This is a genomic window from Herbidospora sp. RD11066 (assembly GCF_054661255.1).
In genome coordinates this window covers 1-18,862 of record NZ_BAAGDO010000014.1, presented here as the reverse complement: position 1 = coordinate 18,862, position 18,862 = coordinate 1, and the positions used below count along the sequence as shown (strand labels likewise).

Below are 18,862 nucleotides of genomic sequence, written 5' to 3'. Positions count from 1 at the left end.
GGCATGACGACGACCCCCGCCGGCTGGTACCCGGACCCCTACGGCACACCACAGCTGCGGTGGTGGGACGGTTCGCAGTGGACCGACGCCACCCATCCCCTCGAAGGCCAGGAGGCCCCGGCTCCGCCCGAGCCCTCCGAGCGCGCCGACATCGAGGCCGCGCCGATCGCCGCCACCGCCGTGTTCAGCCCCCCGGCACCCATCACGGCGCCCACCCCGCAGTGGGGCGCGACCCCGCCGCCCGCGCAGCCGTGGGGCGCCACGAGCCAGCTCCCGATGCCCCACTTCGGCGCCCCGCCGAAGCCGCCCTCGCCGCTGCCCTGGGTGCTCGGCGGAGTCGGCATCGTGCTGGTCATCGCCCTGGTCGTCGGTGGCGCGTTCGTCCTGCTGAACCAGACCTCCGGCAGCGGCGTCATCTCCCAGCCTCCCCCGACCACCGAGCAGGTGCCGCCCCCGCAGCCCCAGGACCAGCTGCCGCCCACCGAGCAGCCGATCCCCGAGGAGCAGGTCCCGCAGCCCCAGCAGCCGTCGATCTCCTCGTTCCCGCAGCCGGAGAACGGCCGGATCAACGACCCGGTCTCGGGCCTGAGCTACAAGTTCCTCGGCGAGCCGTGGGCGGTCAACGACCCGAAGACCATGAACAACCCCAACGACCCGACCTACCCGCTCTTCACCAGCGCCTACGCCGCCGTCTCCCAGAAGGCGTTCAACGGCCAGGAGGGCGCCGACTGGATGGGCACCGTCGCGGCGGCCCAGCTCCCCCAGATGCTCCCCTACCGGGGCGTCGAAGACCTCGAAGTGGTCACCACGACGCTGCTGTCGGCGTACGAACCGATGTTCTACTCCATCGCGCACGAGCGCCAGGTGATCCGCAACGAGGCGATCAAGGTCGGCGACCGCGACGCCTGGATCATCGAGTACAAAATGGACTTCTCCGCCGAGGCGGCGAAGAACAAGTACAAGTTCAAGACCGAGTCGGGCGCGTTCGTGCTGGTCGACATGGGCGAGGGTGAGCGGCCGTCGTTCTTCTACGTGTCGATCCCCGACAACCTGAAGTCCGACCAGGTCGGCGATGTCCTGGACTCGCTCCAAACGAACTGAGCGGGAGCACTACGCTAAGGACATGAACGACCTGCTGGTCTGGATCGACTGTGAAATGACCGGGCTCGACCTCGGCCGCGACGCACTGGTGGAAGTCGCCTGTGTGATCACCGACGGCGAGCTGAACCAGTTGGACCAAGGGGTCGACGTCGTCATCAAGCCCCCGCCGGAGTCGCTCGAGCAGATGTCGGAGATCGTGCGCACCATGCACACGGCCTCCGGCCTGCTCGAAGCCCTGGCGGGCGGCGTGACCCTCGGCGAGGCCGAGGCCATCGTCCTGGATTACATCCGGAGCCACATCCCGGAGCCCAAGAAGGCCCCGCTGTGCGGCAACTCGATCGCCACCGACCGCTCGTTCCTGGCCCGCGACATGCCCGTGGTGGACAACCACCTCCACTACCGGATGATCGACGTCTCCTCGATCAAGGAACTGGCCCGCCGCTGGTACCCGCGCGTCTACTTCGCCTCCCCGGAGAAGCAGGGCGGCCACCGCGCCCTCGCCGACATCACCGAAAGCATCCGGGAACTCCGCTATTACAGGGCGACCGTGTTCGTCCCCCAGCCGGGCCCCGACTCGGCGACGGCGCGCGACACGGCGGAGGCCGTTAGTAGTTCGTAGTTGCCTCGCGATACCGCTACACTCGTGCTTGTACGCGAGACCGGGTGAGCGGGATCGCGCACATGGTGGGTATAGCTCAGTTGGCAGAGCGCCAGGTTGTGGTCCTGGATGTCGTGGGTTCAAGTCCCATTACTCACCCAGAGCAAGGGCCGGTCCTTCGGGACCGGCCCTTCATCGTTTCCCCGGGCCACTCTTCTCCGTTACGTCCGCCACGGCTCCGCCTGCCCGGCCGACTCCGGCCTCACGGCGAAGCGCTACTCGTGGCCGGAAATCGACGCGTAGCTTCCACAGGAGAAGGCCCATTCTCGCGGCGGCGCCCACATCAGGGAGATGGTTCATGGCGGAATCAGCTGAGCAGCGCCTGATCAAGCGGGACTTCCGTAGTTGGATGCTGCCCCGGGCCGTCCTGACGTTGCTGCTCGTCAATTTATGCTGGGAAGTGATCAAGAACAATGTGGGCGCCGTGGCCAAGACCTCGTGGCCGTGGAGATTCCTCTTGCTCGATCTCTCCGCCACCGCGACTCTGGCCGGCATCGTCGCCACGCTGATTCTGGCGCGACTCCAGCTCTCGCGATCGATGCACCCCGTGATCAACTGGTCCGCCTACGACGAGCCGAGCCGCTACGTCCGTAACTCGCTCTGGACCGTTCACCTCCGCAACGGCGGGCCAGGCCGCGCACTGGTGCACTCCACCGCCTATCGGATCCGGGTCCGCCGTCCGGGCACCGCATCCGATTCCTCGCCGCCGTGGGTGGATTGGACGGAGGCGGTCGCGGCGATCGAGGCGACCGGCGTGACGTTCCGAGACGACTTCTTCCTCCTGACCCTCAGAAACGGCGCGTCACTGCCCCCGTCGGGGCTGCCCGACGCCGGGATCGAGGTGTTCGCGATCAATCGGCGCACGGCCGCGCGGGTGGTCGAAGTGAGCATGCGGATACAGGTCGTCGATGTCATCGGCGATCAATACGAACGCGTGATCACGTGCTGGCTGTCCACCGAAGGCCGGGGCAGTCCCTACACCGGTGGCCATTGGACCCGCGCTCTGGCGCGATTGCGGCGCCTCCGCGCCCGTCGGTGAACGGTCGATGCGCGGCCGTTGAGGTGCTCCACGACGGGCCGCTGTCTTTCGGTGACGTATCGCGAGACGTGATTTGCCCTCAAAGCAACCCCCACTGGGCTTTCACGCGGGTTAAACTCGCTCTCAACCGCTACGCCGGACGCGCGGGGGCCCTCGGCGACTTTCTCTCTGCCACGGATCTCTGCCACGGAGGCCAGATGCGAGTCGACGAACCCACCGGAACGGCACTCAGCAAGCGCGAGACCGAGGTCATGGATCTGATCGCGGGCGGTCATTCCAACAACCAGATCGCGCAGCAGCTGTTCCTGAGCGAGAAGACGGTCAAGAACCACGTCAACCGGATCTACGCCAAGCTCGGGGTCGCCTCCCGGGGGACGGCGATCGATCTGTGGTCAGGGCGTCAGTCCGCGTCGTAGGCGGGACAGCCCCACTTCGATCTCCTCCGGGGTGACGTTCAGGGGTGGGCGGAGCCGTACAGTCTCCTCTGACGCGGGCAGGACCAGCAGTGACTCGCGCTCGCGCAGCCGGGTGACGACCGCGTCGCGGTCGGCGACGTCGAAGGCGGCGAGCAACCCGCGGCCCCGGGCGCCGCGGAGCAGGCCCTCCGATTCCAGTTCGCGCAGGGCGCCGAGGAGTTTGTCGCCCAATACGGCGGCTCGTTCGATCAGGCCGTCGCGTTCGATGATCTGCAGGATTCTGGTGGCTCTGACGATGTCGGTCAGGGCGCCGCCCCACGTCGAGCTGATGCGGCCGCTCACGCGGAAGACGTTGTCGGGGACCAGGTCCACCCTCCTGCCGGCCATCACTCCGCCGACCTGCATCTTCTTCGCGAAGGCCACGACATCGGGGTTCAGGCCCATGGTCTGGTACGCCCATGCCGCGCCGGTCACGCCCACTCCGGTCTGGACCTCGTCCACGACGAACAGGGCCTCGTGTTCGTGGCACAGGGACTGCATGCCGCGCAGGAACTCGGCGTCGAGGTGGATGTCGCCGCCCTCGCACTGGATGGGTTCGGCGATGAAGCAGGCGATGTCGTGGGGGTATTTCCGGAACGCCTCCTCCGCCTGGGCCAGGGTCTCGACGCGGGGCCAGCCGAACTTGGGGAAGCGGTCGGTCTTGACCGGTTCGGTGTTGGTGAGCGAGAGGGTGTAGCCGCCCCTTCCGTGGAAGGCCCTGGTCAGGTGGAGGACCTGGGTGCCCATGCCGGGGTGGCGGCCGTTGGCCTCGTTCCAGCGGCTCTTCCAGTCGAAGGCGACCTTCAGCGCGTTCTCGACGGCCGCCGAGCCGCCCTCCACGAGGAACAGGTGGGGCAGGTCGGGGTCGCCGAGGACGCGCGCGAACGTCTCGGTGAAGGCCGCCAGCTCCTCGGTGTAGAGGTCGGAGTTGGACGGCTTGTTGGCGGCCAGGCGTCCGAGACGGGCGAGGAAGGCCGGGTCGTCGTCGAAGGGGTTGAAGCCCAGGGGCGACGAGGCGTACGAGGTGAAGAAGTCGAGGTGTCTCCGGCCGTCGCGGGCGTCGACCAGCCAGGAACCCGAGCTACGCGCCAAGTCGAGGACGACCGGCAGGCCGTCGACGAGCAGGTGCCGGGAGAGCCGCTCGTGAACCGTCATCATGGAGATATTCCCGGCTCATGGCGCTATACCCGAATGTTCTTCACCCGGTACGCCAGGTAGCAGAGCGCCACACCCAGGATGATGGCCAGGATCCCGATCAGCCAGGCCAGCGACAGGGCACCTGCTGCGGGCCAGATCACCAGCACCACGCCGAAGACCACGGAGAGTACTCCGGCCGTCATCAGGCTCCAGTCGCTGTCGATGCGCCTGCGGGCGTGGACGGCGGCGATGATCTCCAGCAGGCCGGTGACGACGAACCAGGCGCCGATCAGCCAGAGCAGCACGAGCGCGGTGATCGCGGGCCAGGTGGCCACCACGATGCCGGCGATCACGCCGAGCACACCGGAGAAGATCATCCAGCTTCGGGAGCCCGCGTTGGCCTCGCGGAAGGCGCCCGCGATGGTGAACAGGCCGTTCACGATGGCGTACGCGGCGAAGACGTAGACCAGGGCGACCAGGGTGATGCCGGGCCACGCCAGGGTGACGACGCCGAAGACGATCGCCAGCAGGCCGCGTACCGCCAGGGCCCACCAGGTGTCCCGGCTCACCGGGCGGAGGCCCGGGTTCAGGTCGGTGTTCAGATCATGCATGTGACCTCACCTCCATCAGGAGGTACTTATCCCGAAATATCCCGGTTTCAGCTCATATGTCGGCCAAGGATTACAGGGCATTCAGGAACCGGGCCGCGACCGGGACGGCCACGTCACGGCCGGTGCCGCCGTTCTTGACGAAGACGGCGAAGGCCAGGTCGTCTTTGAAGCCGACGAACCAGGCGTGGTCGTCCTGGCCCGCCTCCTCGGCGGTGCCGGTCTTGCCGCTGACCCCGGCGGGCAGGCCGGTGTTCTCTGCGGTGCCCTCCGAGACGACCGACGACATCATCGCGCGCAGCCCCTCGGCCACGCCGGGCGCGAGCGGGACGTCGGGCGGCTGGGCGCCCGCGTCGGTGAGCAGGCGCGGCGCCCGCCAGACCCCGCTCTGCACCGCCCCCGCCACCGCCGCCATGCACAGCGGGGTGGCCTGCACGGTGCCCTGGCCGAACGACGCCTCGGCCAGCGCGTCGGGGTTGTGCGGCTCGGTCAGCGAGCCGCAGGTGCCGCCCGCGCCGGTCGACAGCGTGGTGCCGAAGCCGAAGGCGGCGGCCTGGGCGCTCAGCGTGGCGGCGGGCACGCGCTCCACCGCGAGCTGGGCGAAGGTCGTGTTGCACGACTCGGCGAAGGCCTGCCGGAAGCTGATCGTGCCGAAGTCGTGGTTCTGGTAGTTGCTGATCAGGCGCCAGCCGGGGATCTGGTACTGCGCCGGGCAGGCCACCTGCTGGTCGGGGGTGACCCCCGCGCCGATCAGGGCCGCCGCAGTGACGATCTTGAAGGTCGAGCCGGGTGGGAAGGGCGAGGAGAACGCGCCCTTTCCTCCTAAGCGGTCGGCCACGGCCAGCACCTCGCCGGTCGAGGGGCGGATCGCCACGATGGCGGCCGGGTTCTGCACCGGGTCGAGGGCGCGGGCGGCGGCCATCTGCACGTACTTGTCGATCGTGGTGTTGAAGGCCGGGCCCTCGGTGACCGGCTGGTCGTGGCGGTAGATCTCCTCGGCCTCGTCGCCGAACGGCTTCTCGATCACCACGCGCCAGCCGCCGGTCTCCGGGTTGGGCGGGGCGTGCGCCTTCAGGTCGTCGACGTAGGAGTCGGCGTAGCTGTTGGGCGGTAAGGACTCGCCCTCCCGGGTGGCCAGCCGGTAGGGGGCGCCGGGCAGGTCACGGCGTTCGATGACGTCGCCGTGTTCGAGGTCGGGGAAGATGGCGTCGGGCGACCAGTCGACCATCCACTTGCGCCCGACCACGGTCAGGCGGACGGTGGAGGTCAGCTTCATCGGGGGGCCGTCGGCCATCGTCCATTCACCCGTGAACGACAGGTCGGCGGTGGTGTCGTCGATCTCGTCCACGGAAAGAGGGGTGAAGGCCCGGCCGACCGCCCGCAGGGCCGAGTCGGCGGCCTGGTGCAGCGGGGTGAAATCCTCCGGAGGGTCGTGGACGAGCGCGCGCATCGCGGCCAGGTCGCCCTTCTCCCAGACCTTCAGGTAGGCGGTGCCCGCTTCCAGAGGGGTGTTGCGGTTGGGGTTCTCCGGCTCCGTGAGCTCGTCGGGCACGTCTTCGGGCGTGGCGGTGGTCACCGGCTCCGGAGGCGGCACGCTGCGACCGCTCACGATGAGCCCCGTCACCCCGGCGACGAACATGGTGACGACCGCCGCGACGAGAACGAGCAGGGGCCGCCTGCGCATTAGGTTCTCCTGGGAGGTCGGAGTGCACTCCTGGATATACCACGCGAAGAAGACAGGCAGAGAGATTCTGATGGCGAAGTCCACGAACCCGGTACCGGGCCGCTACCTCGTCGTGTTCGGCGAGGTCGACCTCCTGCGGGACCTCGACAACCCCGACGGCTGGATGCTGCTCGTCGACGGGGTTCCGCAGTCGTACGTCGACCTCGCCGACCCCACGCATCTCGACTTCGAGTACGTCCAGCTCATGGGCATCGCCGTCGACTGCCTGCCGGAGGGGCCCCTCGACGTGACCCACGTGGGCGGGGGCGGGTTCACGCTGCCCCGCTACGTCGCGGCGACCCGGCCGGGGTCGCGGCAGATCGTCATCGAGCCCGACCACGCGCTGGTGCAGCTGGTCAGGGACCAGCTCTCGCTGAAGTCGGTGCCCCGGCTCAAGGTGAAACTCACCGGCGGCCGGGAGGGCGTGACGACCATCGACGACGCCTCGGCCGACCTGGTGATCCTCGACGCGTTCTCGGGCGCGACCATGCCGCTGGAGCTGGCCACCGCCGAGTACATGGGCGATCTGGCCCGGATCCTGCGGCCGCACGGCACCCTGCTGGTCAACGTGGCCGACGGCAAGGGCCTGATGTTCGCCCGGCGGCTGCTGGCGACGGTGAAGAACGTGTTCCGGCACGTCACCCTGCTCGCCGAACCCGGAGTGCTGCGCGGACGCCGGTTCGGCAACCTCATCGTGGTCGCCTCGAACGTCGATCTGCCGCTCGACCGGCTCGTGCGGGCGGCCGCCGGCGGGCTGACGCAGGCGCGCTGCGTGTCGGGTGAGGATCTGGTGCGGTTCGTCGCGGGGGCCAAGGCCATCCACGACGGAGACCCGGTGGCGGTTCCCGTGCCGCCACCCGCGGTCTTCGGTTAACTCCCGCTCAGGCCCCGTGGGAGCGGGCGATCTCGTCGATGCGCTCGGCCAGCCGGTAGTCGAGGTCGGTCAGGCCGCCCGCGTCATGGGTGGTGAGCGTGAAGTGCAGGGTCCGCCACCGGATGTCGATGTCGGGGTGGTGGTTCATCTTCTCGGCCTCTTCGGCCACCCGGTCGACGATCAGGATCGCGGTCGGGAAGTCGGGGGCGTCGATGGAGCGCCGCAGCGTCTCGCCGTCTTTGGTCCATTCCATGCCCTCCACCGTCTCACAACCGGGGCCAGCCTCCCGGGGTGGGCGTGGCGGCCTTGGCGCGGGCCCGGCGGGCCATCGACATGATGCCGCGCACCATGTGGGTGGCATGGGTCTGCTGCCGCGTCGCGATCGACTTGGCCAGTATCGGTTCGAGGTCGGACATCAGGCGCGGAAGCTGGGTGACGCTCCAGTCGTGCCAGCGGGAGAACTGGGTGCCGCCGCTGTCGCTGTCCTCCTGCCGGTAGGCGACCATGACCGGGCAGTGGTCGTTGGCGTACGCCAGCCACGACTCGATGGCCGAATTGAAACGCTCCACGCGCGAGTGGGCGGCGTAGAACCAGCCGTCGTCGCCGAGGTAGTCCTCGTCGCCGGGCTTGGCGGGGTAGGCGCGGGCGAGCGCGCCGTGCAGGAACAGGCCCGAGGCGACCATGAGCTGACGGCCGTCGGCCCAGTCGATGGTGTCCTGGAGCGGTCCAGGGCAGCTGGACTCGATCGCCGAACGCTGGTAGCTGGAGGGTTCACGCTCGAACCGCACGTGGACCTCGGCCCACATGTAGTACTTCGCCTCTCCCGCCCCGTAGAAGGGGAAGGGGAACTCGTTCATCAACTGGAACTCCAGAAGTGCTGTCGGACGGGCGAGTTAACCGTCGCACCTGACTGAACTCCTAGCATCCGTAGGATTGCGGGGATTTACTGTCTTTCGTGTTCGTGGGACGTGAAACGGAACTGTCCGCCCTCATCGGAGCCCTGGAGACCGGCGGCCTGGCCGAGGTCACCGGTGAGCCCGGCATCGGCAAGACCCGTCTGCTGACCGAGTTCGCCCGGGAGGCCGACAGGCGCGGAGTCAAGGTGCTCAAGGGGGTGGCGACCGAATTCGAGCGCGAGATGCCCCACCGGGTCTTCGAAGACGCCTTCGGGCCGTTGGGCGGGGGCGACCGGCTGGCGCTGGCCCGGACCGTCCGCGACCACCTGACCGAGCTCGGCCCGGTGGCGCTGATCCTCGACGACCTCCACTGGGCCGACCCCGCCTCCTGCGAGCTGCTGGCCTACCTGATCCGGCGCCCGGCGGGCGAGCTGCTGCTGGTCTGCGCCTACCGCGACCGGCAGGCGGGCCGCCGATTACCGGCGGCGTTGTCCGAGGCGGGACCGGCGGCGATCCCGCACGTCCAGCTGCGCCTCGGGCCGATGTCGCTCGGCGAGGCACGGGAGCTCGTCGGCGACCGGCCGGAGCTGCGGGAGCTGCACGACGAGAGCGGCGGTAACCCGCTCTACCTGAAGGGCCTGGCCGGAGGGGCCGCCGGGTCGACCCTGACCGGGCTGCTCGCCGGAGAGCTGGCCCGGCTGTCCGACATGGAGCTGCTCGCCGCCCAGGCCGGGTCGGTGCTCGGCGACGCCTTCACCCCCGACGACGTCGCGATGCTCGGGCCGATCCCCTCGGTGCTGGGCGAGCTCGCCGCCCGCGACCTCATCCGCGACACCGGCGACGGCCGCTTCCGCTTCCGTCACCCCTTGTTGCGGCAGCTCGTGTACGAAGGCGCCGACCCCGCCTGGCGCATGCTGGCCCACCGGATGGCCGCCCGGGAGCTGTCGGCCCTCGGCGCGCCGGTCCGCGAGGTCGCCCACCACGTGGCCCGGACCGCCAGCCGCCACGAGCCCGGCGACCTGCCGACCCTGATGGCGGCGGCCCGCGAGGCCGTCAACATCGCCCCGGCCGCCGCCGTCGACTGGCTCAGGGCCGCGCAGCCGCTGGTCGGCGACCTGACCGACCGCACGTCGGTCGAGCTGCACGTGCTGCTGGCCCAGTCGCTCATCTACGACGGCCGCCTGGAGGAGGCCCGCGCGGCCCTGCACGAACTGCTCCCCCACCTCCCGGCCGGGCACCGCAACGAGCTCGTCGCCGCCTGCGCCGTGGTGGAACGCCTGCTCGGCCGCTACTCCGAGGCCGTGTCGCTGCTGGCCAACGAGGCGGCCAAGGGCGGCGGCGGCGCCTGGCTGCACCGCGAGCTGGCCACCCTGCGCCTGCACCTGGGCGACGTGCCGGCCACGATGACCGAGATCGCCGCCGCGGCCGCCGTCTCCGACACCCCCGACGAAGAGGCGGCGGCCTACTCGCTGCTCGCCTTCGCCACCGCCTACGAGGGCGAACCGGGCGCCGCCGAGGTGGCCATCGAGGTCGCCGCGCAGGCCGCCGACGGACTGAGCGACGCCGACGCCATCCGCGACATGACCTCGCTGAGCCGGCTGGCCTGGGCCGAGTCGTTCATGGAGCGGCACGCCGACGCCGACAGGCATGCCCGCCGCGCGCTGGCGCTGGCCCGCTCGCTGCCCCGCAGCGGCTCGCTGGCCGACGCGCTGATGGCCCTCACCCAGCTCTGCGCCCGCACCGGCCACCTCGACGAGGCGATCGCCCTCGGCGAGGAGGCGGAGGACGTCGCCTGCCAGTCGGGCAGCCCGATCCTGCTGGCGCTGGTCCGCTCGATCCTGGCCGAGGCGGTCGCGCACAGGGACCTGCCGCGGGCGGTCGGCCTGGCCACCTGGGCGAGTGAGTCGGTGGCCGGGGTCGACGGCTGGTGGTCGGCCAGCACGATCAGCCTGTCGGCGCAGGTGCTGCTGGCCGCCGGGGAGCCCGACCGGGCGCGGTGGATGCTGCTCGGCATCGGCGGCGGGGTCGGCATGCCGCAGTGCCAGCCGGGCTACCGGCCGATGTGGCTGGAGACCCTCACCCAGGCGCTGCTCGGCTGCGACGAGGTGGCCTGGGCCAAGGCCGCCGCCAACGCCGCCCTGATCGCCGCCGAGACGCTGACGCTCCCGGCCCAGCGGGCGTTCGCGCAGCGCGCGCTGGCCTGTGTCCGGGCCGCCGAGGGCGACCACGCGGGGGCGGCGGAGGCGGCGGTGCGGTCGGTGGACCTGTTCGCCGAGGTGGGGCTGCGGCCCCAGGTCGCCCGCACGCTGATCATGACCGCGCCCTTCCGGGACGACGGCCACATGGCGCTCGCGAGGGCCAAGGCGCTGGCCGTCGAGGTCGGCTCGACGGTGCTGACCGAGGAGGCCGAGCGCGAGCAGCGCCGCCTGGCGGCTCGCGGTCCCCGCAAGGGAGACCTGCTGACCAAGCGCGAGCGGCAGATCGCCGAGCTGGCCAAGACCGGCCTGACCAGCAAGGAGATCGCCGCGCGCCTGATGCTGAGCAGCCGTACGGTCGACGACCACCTCGCCCACGTCTACCGCAAGCTGGGGGTCTCCTCGCGCACGGCGCTCGCCAACGTCTTGGGGGTGTGACCTACTTGCCGACTCCGGCGGTCAGGCCGGTCTGGATCTGGCGCTGGAAGATGACGTACACGATCAGGATCGGGATGATCGCCATCGAGAGGGCGGCGAACAGCCCGGCCCAGTCGGCCTCGTAGCCGGCGCTGGTCGAGATGTTGGCGATGCCCTGGGTGATCAGCCACTTGTCCTGCTTGTCGCCCGGGAGCAGCGCGATCGGCAGCAGGTACTGGTTCCACTGGCCGATCACGTTGAAGATCGTGATGCTGACCAGGCCGGGTTTGGCCATCGGCAGCATGATCTGGAAGAACGTGCGGGCGTGGCCGCAGCCGTCCATCATGGCCGCCTCGGCGACCGTGGTGGGCAGCGTCCTGAAGAAGGCCGTCAGGAAGAAGACCGTGAACGGCAGCGAGAAGGCGATGTAGACCAGCACGACACCAGTGTGGGTGCCGAGCAGGCCGACGTTGTCGACGACCTTGTAGAGGGCCGACAGCGCGAGGAACGGCGGGATCGACAGCCCCGACACGAAGAGCGTGTAGATGATCCGGTTGCCGCGGAACTCGTACCGGGAGAGCACGTAGGCCGCCATCGAGCCCAGCAGCATCGTGAAGAAGGTGGAGAAGGCCACCACGATGATCGTGTTGATCAGGTATTCGCCGATGCGCGAGGTCTCCCACGCGCGGCCCCACGCGCCCCAGCCCCACTGCTGGGGAAGGGCCAGCGGGCGGTCACCGAAGATCTCGGTGTTGGTCTTGAACGAGTTGAGGAACGTGTAGACGATCGGCGTCACCGTGAGGATCGTCCACAGCACGAGCATCACGTGGGAGACGCCGCCGAGCAGGCCCGAGGACCTCTTCATCAGTACTCGATCCTCTCGCGCCTGGTGACCCGCAGCGTGAGGGCCGCGAACGTCAGCACCATGAAGACCAGCGCGACGCCCATCGCGGACGCGTAACCGAACCGGTAGTAGGTGAAGGTCTGCCGGAAGATCTCCAGCGGCAGGACGGTCGTGGCGTTGTCGGGCCCGCCCCGGTCGATCGAGAGCACCTGGACGAGCGCGAACGCGTCGAAGGCGGCGATCCCGAGGTAGACCCAGCCGACCTGCACGGTGTTCCACACCAGCGGCAGCGTGACCTTGAAGAAGAGCGTGAGCCGGTTGGCGCCGTCGAGGGCGGCCGCCTCGAAGATCTCCTTCGGCACCCCGGCCATGCCCGCGCTGAACAGCACGACGTAGAAGCCGACGCCCTGCCAGACCATCACGCCGATGATCGTCCAGAGCGCGAGGTCGGGCTTGATCAGCCAGCCGACGGGATCGACACCGAACCAGCCGAGCACGCTGTTGAGGATGCCCGACTTCTGCGGGTTGAGCACCGCCTGGAACAGCACGCCGACGATGACGACGGCCAGGACCTGCGGGAAGAAGAAGACGACCTTGTAGAAGGACGACCCCCACACCCCGGTGAGCTGCCCGTTCTTCTGCCCGCCCCCCAGGTTGAGCAGAAAAGAGAAGAACAGCGCGATCGCGATCGTGACCAGCGGCATGACCAGCAGGATCAGCCCGTGATGCCGGACCGCGGCCCAGAACACCTCGTCGTCGAACAACCGGGTGAAGTTGTCCAGGCCGACGTACTGGAAGTCAGGGGAGATCCCGCGTGAGTTGGTCAGCGCGAGCTGCAGGGCCTGCAGGTTGGGACTCACGAAGAAGATGATGTAGATCGCCAGCGGCGCGGCCAGGAAGGAGGCGATGAAGCCCCACTTCCTGACCGCCCCCGGCGTCAGCCGGCCTTGCCGCATGGGTCACACGTTCCGCGTCTGCTTGATGATCTCGGAGTCGGCCTTGGTCTTGTCCGCGGCCTTCTGCATGTTGGTCGCGAACTCCTCGGCGCTGATGCGGCCGAACATGAGGGCGTTGGTCTGCTTGCGCAGCTCGGTCTCCAGCTCCTTGTACCAGCCCTCGAAGGAGGAGAAGGTGACCACGTTGGCGCCCGCGGCGGTCTGGGCCGCGGCGACCGAGGTGAGGCCGGGCGACAGGGTCAGGCCCTCGGTGGCGCCGATGACGACGGTCAGCGACTTGGTCTTCTCGGTGAAGTCGCGGGCGCCCTGCTTGGAGAGCATCTGGCGCAGGTATTCGAGGCCGCCGGCCGCGTTCTTGGCCTTCGACGGGACGATGAAGCCCTCGGCGGCGGCGGCGCGGATGGCCTCGTAGGGCATCGCGTCGGCGGCGGTGACCGAGGGGGTCGGCACCATGGCGTACTCGAAGCCCTCGGGGGTGTCCTTGGCCTGCTCGGCCTCCAGCCACGAACCCGACGGGTAGAAGGCGATCTTGCCCTGGTTCTGCTGGGTCTGGACCTCGGTGTGGATGAGTCCCTCGTAGGCCGGGTCCATGAACTTGCCGATCTCGGCCCACGCGGCGGCGGCCTGCTTGACGGCGTCGTTGTTCCAGGCGTTGTCGGCCAGGTTGTCGATGTCGATCAGGATCTTGTTGCCGCCGATCTTCCCGGCGGAGATCAGGATCATCCAGTAGGCGTAGTAGCTGGCGTTCTTGCCGGCGTAGCCGAACGGGACGATGTCCTTGGCCTTGGCGGCCTCGGCGAAGGTCTTGAACTCGTCGAAGGTCTTCGGCGGGGTCCAGCCCTCCTTCTCGAAGAGCTTCGCGTCGTACCAGAGGCCGTAGGCGGTGTAGACGTAGTTCAGGGTGTACGGCTTGGCGGGCTCGCCGCCCAGGCCCGACTCGATCGTGCCGGGCACGATGACGTCCTTGACCTTCTTGCTCGGGTCGTCGACGCTCGGGGCCTCGAACAGCGGGGTGAGGTCGAGGAGCTGACCGGCGTTGATCAGGGCGCCGCCGTCGAGGTTGTCGGTGCCGGAGTTGTTGACCACGTCGGGCACGTCGCCGCCGGCGAAACGCGGGGTGAGGGTCTGCCCGATGGTCTGGATGCCCTGGTGCTTGATCGTCGCGCCCGGGAACGCCTTCTTGTAGAGCGGCTCGTGCGACTGGGTGGCGTACTCGTCGCTGTAGCCGCCCTTGAAGATGATGACTTCGAGGGGGGCGTCGGCCTTGACGTTGAACGGGTTGTTCGCCGAGGCGCTCGCACCGCCGGTCGTCGGAGCCGCCGCCGAGGGGGCGGGTTCCGCGGAGCCGCCGCCACCGGTGGCACATGCGGCCAGGAAGGGGCCGGCGACGAGGGCGGTCAGTCCGACACGGGCCAGCAGCTGGCGGCGCGTGATGTCACGGGGCGTGGTGGTCATCCAACTCTCCTGATGCCGGGGGGATCAATTAGGAAAGTTTCCTAAACGTTCGTGAACGTACGAGCGAGGCCGGAGCATCGTCAAGGTGTCCGGGTCGGTCTAGACCAACCTGTGACGTGACCGCGATGGTACGTGAGCCAATCGGGGTGTTTTGCCTGCTTTTGGGGGATTTTAAACATGGGACGACCCCCTCTTTACAGCCGAGCTTTACTGCATCTTATGCCCCATAGGGGCTCTACTGGTATAGACCGGCTGAGAGATAAAGTGATCGCCATGAAGGAGCTCCAAGAGGAGTTGTGCCGGTACGGGCACCGCGCCGCCGCTCTCGGCCTGGTCATCGGCACCTCAGGGAACCTCAGCGTGCGCCGCGACTCCCTGGTCACGGTCACCCCGTCGGGGGTGGCCCTCGACGCGCTGACCCCCGACGACTGCCCGGTGCTGACCCTCGACGGCGAGATCGTCTCGGGCTCCCGGGCCCCGTCGTCGGAGACCCCGATGCACCTCGCGCTGTACAGGGCGACGGGAGCGCGGGCGGTGGTCCATACCCATGCCATGTTCGGCACCGTGGTCGCCTCGACGCTGACCGAGCTCCCGCCGATCCACTACAACGCGCTCCTGCTCGGCGGCACGGTCAGGGTCGCCGAGTACGCCACCTACGGCACCCCCGAACTCGCCGCCCACGTCGTCGAGGCGCTGCACGGACGGCAGGCCGCCCTGATGGCCAACCACGGGAGTGTGTCGATCGGCCGGACGCTGGAGGAGGCGTTCGAGGCGACCCGGCTGCTGGAGTGGCTGTGCGAGGTCTACGTGCGGGCCCTGGGCGTCGGCACGCCGCGCGTCCTCACCGAGGACGAACTGGTCGCGGTGATCGCAAGGGCGAGTAAGGGTTCGGGCAACGCCTGATCGTCGGCTCCTTCGCGGGAACCTCACGTTGATCGAATGTCCCCTGGCATCTTTCGCCAATAGGGGGACACGATGGGAATGCTCGTCAATGCCGCACTCGTCGCGGGGGTGGCGGTCGCCGCCGTGCAGGCGCCGGCGGTGGCCGCGCCGCACCCGGTGGTGCGGACGATCCACGTGCAGTGCACGCCGACCGCGCTGCACAACGCGATCGTCTCGGCCAACGCCCTTCCGGCCGTCCTGAAGCTGGCGCCGAACTGCTCCTACAACCTGGTCGCGGCGCTCCCGCAGATCACCGGCAAGATCACGCTGAAGGGCACGGCCAACACCGCGATCAGGCGCGACATGTCGGCGCCCGGCCTCCGCATCCTCGATGTGGGCCTCACCGGCGACCTCACCGTCGAGGACGTGTTCATCCTGAACGGCCAGCTCCTCACCGGCGACGGCCCCGGCATCCTCAACGCCGGCAGGCTCTACCTGCGGCGGGTCACCGTGTCGGGCAACTCGGCCACCACCGGCAACGGCGCCGGGCTGCGCAACAACGGCACCGCCACGATCCGCAACTCGATCTTCGCCGCCAACCTGACCCTGGTCGGGAACGGCGCCGGGATCTACAACGACGGCGACCTGCACATCATCGACAGCACCGTGGTCGGGAACGCGCTGAACAACCAGGGCGCCGGCATCTTCACCGCGGCGGGCAAGACCTCGAAGGTGGTCCGCAGCCTCGTCAACGGGAACGTGACGGCCAACGGCACGGGCGCCGGCATCGCCAGCGCGGGCACCACCTCGCTCGACAACACCTGGGTCCGGCTCAACAAGGCGGTCGCCCCCGGCGGCGGCGTGCTCGTGCTGCCCGGCGGCGCCGTGACGATGCACCGGAGCGGCGTCCGGGACAACTCGCCGAACAACTGCTGGCCGGCGAACTCCGTCGCGACCTGCCTGAACTAGGGGTTCCTCCGGGTTCCTCACCGGGGTGCCGGGCGCGGGCGGCGTGTCACCGTTCTACGGACACGCCCCTGTTCCCGGGAGGAATTCCATGCGGCCGGTACACGTACGAACCTTGAGCGAGCCGATCCATCGGGGCGGATACGCCCGGGTTCCGGTGGACTTAGGCGGTCTGGCCTGGGACGACGTCACCTTCGCCATCGCCGAGGGTCCCCGATACGCCGCCCTGTCGGAGTCGGCGGACGCGGGCCGGGCCCGGTCGGAGGTGATGCTGCTGGCCGGGCCGCACCCCGGGTCGTACACGCTGGAGGTCAGGGACCCGGGCGGCGCGGTGCTGGCCGCCGCCCCCTTCACGATCACCGAGGAACCGCCGGCGGCCGACGGGCCGCCGATGGCGTTCACCGGGGCCAACCCCATGTATCCGGTCTCCGGCGCCTGGGGCTCCGTGCTCAACACGCTGCTGCCGACGACCTTCCGCCTCGGCCCGACCCCCGTGTCGGGCACCCGCAGGGTCGCGATCGTGTACGTCAACACCGCCGACACCACCCTCCCGCCGGGCACCCGGTCGACCTACCGGGCCGCGCTCGCGGGCGGGGTGACCGGCCGCGACGGCGTGGTCCGCAGCGTGCGCGACTACTTCCGCGAGGTCTCCCGCGGCGAGCTCGACGTCGTCCCCGCGGGCGAGTCGACCGTCACCGTGCCGCGCACCTGGGGCGGCTACCACGTGTCCGTCGACGGGACGATGCGGGCCGGTCACGACCTGATCGCCGACGCCCTGTGGCGGGCCCAGCACGACATCGACTTCACGAAGGTCGACACCTGCGTGGTCGTGGTCGCCTCCCCCGGCGGCGGGCTCTTCAGCTGGCCGATCGCCTCCGGCGGCACGTTCGCCCTCTCGGCCCCCCTCGGCTGGTGGTGGAAGTCGCTGCCCTGGGTCGTCATGCCCGCCGACTGGGAGAGCGTGAACGCCCGCCGCGCCTTCCAGACGCTCACCCACGAGATCGGCCACACCATCGGCCTCGGCGACATGTACTCCGACGACCCCCGCGCGCTCGGCGACTGGGACGTGATGGCCAACGAGGGCGCCTACTCCGCGCTGACCCTGCCCCACTCGCTGGCGCTGGGCTGGACCGACCCGTCGTGGCTGCGCCGCTACGACTTCCTGGTGGAGAGGCCGGTGGACGAGGAGGTCGTGCTCACCGCGGCCGAACTCCTGCGTGGCGGCCCGCAGCCGGGCGAGCGCGCCGGACTGGAGATCGAGGTGGCCGACGGCTGGCGCTACTACTTCGAGTACCGCTCCAGCCAGGACGCGGACCTCGCCGACCAGAACATGCCCGCCGACCGGGTCGTCCTGGGCACCGACGTCGTGGCCGGGTGGTACCACCCGCCGGTCGCCCGCCGCCCGATCCGGCTGCTCCCCGACGACGGCGACGGCGACAGTAAGGGCGCGGCGCTGCCCGTCGGCGCCGACTACGAGGAACCGGACGCGGGCGCCTCCTTCCGCGTCCAGGTGCTGGCCGCCGACGACGACCGCGCGCGGGTCCGGGTCACCTACCAGCCGGTTCCCGCCGTGGTGGCGTGGCCGGACGGCCCCGACCCGTCGATCCGGCCGTGGGCGACCGACTACCGCAGCCCCGACATCGCCGTCACCAACGCCACCGGCCTGCCGATCCCGTGGGCCGGCCACGACAACACGATCACCGCCACCGTCCGCAACACCGGCGGGCGCGACGCGTCGAAGGTCCGGGTCGGGTTCTGGGTGAAGGACTTCACCGTGTCGTCGTCGGGCCCGGAGACCTTCCTCGGCTGGGACGTGGCCGACGTCCCGGCGGGCGGCACCCGCGACTTCCACACGGTCTGGCGGCCCCCGGCCCGGGGTTTCTCCATCGTGCCGCTCAGCTTCGTCCACTACTGCGTGGTGGTGCGGATCGCCCCGCACCAGGGCGAGGTCAGCGCGGCCAACAACGAGGCCCAGTCGAACTACACGATCGTCTGGACGGCCGCCGCCTCCCCCTACGACCGCAGGACCGTCCCGGTGACGGTCACCAACCCCTACGACGACCGCCCGGTGCGGGTGAACCTGCACGCCGAGCAGACCCTCGACTGGTGCCGGACCTACCTGGAGCACCGGTGGGTGATGCTCGCCCCCGGCGAGACCCGCCCGGTCGAGGTGATGGTCGAGTGCGTGGCCCGCGAACCGGCCTTCGCCGACCGGGTGCGCGAGGCCGAGGTCTGGCGGACCCCCAACACGGTCAAGGTGATCGCCACGATCGACGACCCCGGCTCGGACGTCCCGGTCCCGGCGGGCGGCGGCACCATCGAGGTCCGCGCGGGCCTGGCGACCGGGTTGACCGAACTGGACGTCAGCCGCACCAGCGCCTCGGGCCGCCTGACGACGGCCTCGGGCGCGCCGGTCGCGGGCGCGACGGTGTTGATCACATGCCGCGACGTGGAACGCCTCACCACCGGCGCGGACGGCCGCTTCTCGGCGACCCTCCGCACTCCCCCGACGGAGATCACCTATCCGGGTGACCTGGTCGGCTACGCCCCCTGCGCGACCCGCGTCACCGTCGCCTAGCTGTACTTGGCCGAGATCTTGGTGACACATGGCCATCGGTGATTGATCACGAAGAAGACCTCCGGGCGTAGTGGAGTT

The 18,862-nt window shown here is 69.7% G+C and carries 17 protein-coding genes and 1 tRNA gene; 10 read left to right on the top strand and 8 right to left on the bottom strand.

What is annotated here, in order from left to right:
• The first annotated feature begins 3 nt into the window (after positions 1-3).
• The 5 genes from ACYQ78_RS36140 (at position 4) to ACYQ78_RS36120 (ending at position 3,214) form a co-directional block, all read left to right on the top strand.
• Positions 4-1,101: a DUF2510 domain-containing protein gene (locus tag ACYQ78_RS36140; RefSeq protein WP_459805483.1), complete on the top strand. Its 1,098-nt coding sequence runs from the start codon at positions 4-6 to the stop codon at positions 1,099-1,101.
• Positions 1,102-1,123: 22 nt separating this feature from the next.
• Positions 1,124-1,720, top strand: coding sequence for an oligoribonuclease (gene orn / locus ACYQ78_RS36135; protein WP_459805482.1), 597 nt, complete (start codon positions 1,124-1,126; stop codon positions 1,718-1,720).
• A 65-nt stretch (positions 1,721-1,785) separates the two neighbouring features.
• A tRNA-His gene (locus ACYQ78_RS36130) sits at positions 1,786-1,858 on the top strand.
• Between the two features lie 199 nt (positions 1,859-2,057).
• Complete coding sequence (locus ACYQ78_RS36125) at positions 2,058-2,798, top strand: hypothetical protein (protein WP_459805481.1); 741 nt, start codon at positions 2,058-2,060, stop codon at positions 2,796-2,798.
• A 197-nt stretch (positions 2,799-2,995) separates the two neighbouring features.
• On the top strand, positions 2,996-3,214 hold the full coding sequence (locus ACYQ78_RS36120; protein ID WP_459805480.1) for a helix-turn-helix domain-containing protein: 219 nt from the start codon (positions 2,996-2,998) through the stop codon (positions 3,212-3,214).
• Here ACYQ78_RS36120 and ACYQ78_RS36115 read toward each other — a convergent pair.
• The 3 genes from ACYQ78_RS36115 to ACYQ78_RS36105 all read right to left on the bottom strand — a co-directional run bounded on the left by ACYQ78_RS36115 (position 3,191) and on the right by ACYQ78_RS36105 (position 6,682).
• Positions 3,191-4,408, bottom strand: coding sequence for an aminotransferase class III-fold pyridoxal phosphate-dependent enzyme (locus ACYQ78_RS36115; RefSeq protein WP_459805479.1), 1,218 nt, complete (start codon positions 4,406-4,408; stop codon positions 3,191-3,193). The two genes, ACYQ78_RS36120 and ACYQ78_RS36115, sit on opposite strands and share 24 nt — an antisense overlap.
• Positions 4,409-4,434: 26 nt before the next feature.
• On the bottom strand, positions 4,435-5,001 hold the full coding sequence (locus tag ACYQ78_RS36110; RefSeq protein ID WP_459805478.1) for an HdeD family acid-resistance protein: 567 nt from the start codon (positions 4,999-5,001) through the stop codon (positions 4,435-4,437).
• 70 nt (positions 5,002-5,071) lie between these two features.
• Positions 5,072-6,682, bottom strand: coding sequence for a penicillin-binding transpeptidase domain-containing protein (locus tag ACYQ78_RS36105; protein ID WP_459805477.1), 1,611 nt, complete (start codon positions 6,680-6,682; stop codon positions 5,072-5,074).
• Between the two features lie 70 nt (positions 6,683-6,752).
• Here ACYQ78_RS36105 and ACYQ78_RS36100 point away from each other — a divergent pair, with 70 nt between their 5' ends.
• Positions 6,753-7,595: a spermidine synthase gene (locus ACYQ78_RS36100; RefSeq protein WP_459805476.1), complete on the top strand. Its 843-nt coding sequence runs from the start codon at positions 6,753-6,755 to the stop codon at positions 7,593-7,595.
• Positions 7,596-7,602: 7 nt separating this feature from the next.
• Here ACYQ78_RS36100 and ACYQ78_RS36095 read toward each other — a convergent pair whose 3' ends face one another.
• Positions 7,603-7,848, bottom strand: coding sequence for a 4a-hydroxytetrahydrobiopterin dehydratase (locus ACYQ78_RS36095; protein ID WP_459805475.1), 246 nt, complete (start codon positions 7,846-7,848; stop codon positions 7,603-7,605).
• Positions 7,849-7,861: 13 nt separating this feature from the next.
• A complete protein-coding gene (locus ACYQ78_RS36090) occupies positions 7,862-8,452 on the bottom strand; it encodes a hypothetical protein (protein ID WP_459805474.1) in 591 nt (196 codons plus the stop codon).
• A gap of 104 nt (positions 8,453-8,556) precedes the next feature.
• Between ACYQ78_RS36090 and ACYQ78_RS36085 the strand changes: the two genes are divergently transcribed.
• On the top strand, positions 8,557-11,124 hold the full coding sequence (locus tag ACYQ78_RS36085) for an ATP-binding protein (RefSeq protein ID WP_459805473.1): 2,568 nt from the start codon (positions 8,557-8,559) through the stop codon (positions 11,122-11,124).
• A 1-nt stretch (position 11,125) separates the two neighbouring features.
• Here ACYQ78_RS36085 and ACYQ78_RS36080 read toward each other — a convergent pair whose 3' ends face one another.
• The 3 genes from ACYQ78_RS36080 to ngcE are packed head-to-tail and all read right to left on the bottom strand — an operon-like array spanning position 11,126 to position 14,358.
• Entirely contained in the window at positions 11,126-11,968 is an 843-nt protein-coding gene (locus ACYQ78_RS36080; protein ID WP_459805472.1) for a carbohydrate ABC transporter permease, read from the bottom strand.
• Positions 11,968-12,903 (bottom strand): carbohydrate ABC transporter permease, encoded by a 936-nt coding sequence (locus ACYQ78_RS36075; protein ID WP_459805471.1) that lies wholly within the window; start codon positions 12,901-12,903, stop codon positions 11,968-11,970. Before ACYQ78_RS36075 ends, ACYQ78_RS36080 begins: the two co-directional genes overlap by 1 nt.
• A gap of 3 nt (positions 12,904-12,906) precedes the next feature.
• On the bottom strand, positions 12,907-14,358 hold the full coding sequence (ngcE, locus tag ACYQ78_RS36070) for an N-acetylglucosamine/diacetylchitobiose ABC transporter substrate-binding protein (RefSeq protein WP_459805470.1): 1,452 nt from the start codon (positions 14,356-14,358) through the stop codon (positions 12,907-12,909).
• Positions 14,359-14,631: 273 nt separating this feature from the next.
• On the opposite strand from ngcE, the gene ACYQ78_RS36065 reads away from it, so the two are divergent.
• The 3 genes from ACYQ78_RS36065 to ACYQ78_RS36055 all read left to right on the top strand — a co-directional run bounded on the left by ACYQ78_RS36065 (position 14,632) and on the right by ACYQ78_RS36055 (position 18,784).
• Complete coding sequence (locus ACYQ78_RS36065; protein WP_459805469.1) at positions 14,632-15,261, top strand: class II aldolase/adducin family protein; 630 nt, start codon at positions 14,632-14,634, stop codon at positions 15,259-15,261.
• Between the two features lie 72 nt (positions 15,262-15,333).
• On the top strand, positions 15,334-16,209 hold the full coding sequence (locus ACYQ78_RS36060) for a hypothetical protein (protein WP_459805468.1): 876 nt from the start codon (positions 15,334-15,336) through the stop codon (positions 16,207-16,209).
• A gap of 112 nt (positions 16,210-16,321) precedes the next feature.
• The gene (locus tag ACYQ78_RS36055; protein WP_459805467.1) at positions 16,322-18,784 is read left to right on the top strand and encodes a CARDB domain-containing protein; all 2,463 of its coding nucleotides are present in this window, start codon (positions 16,322-16,324) and stop codon (positions 18,782-18,784) included.
• Positions 18,785-18,862 lie beyond the last annotated feature (78 nt).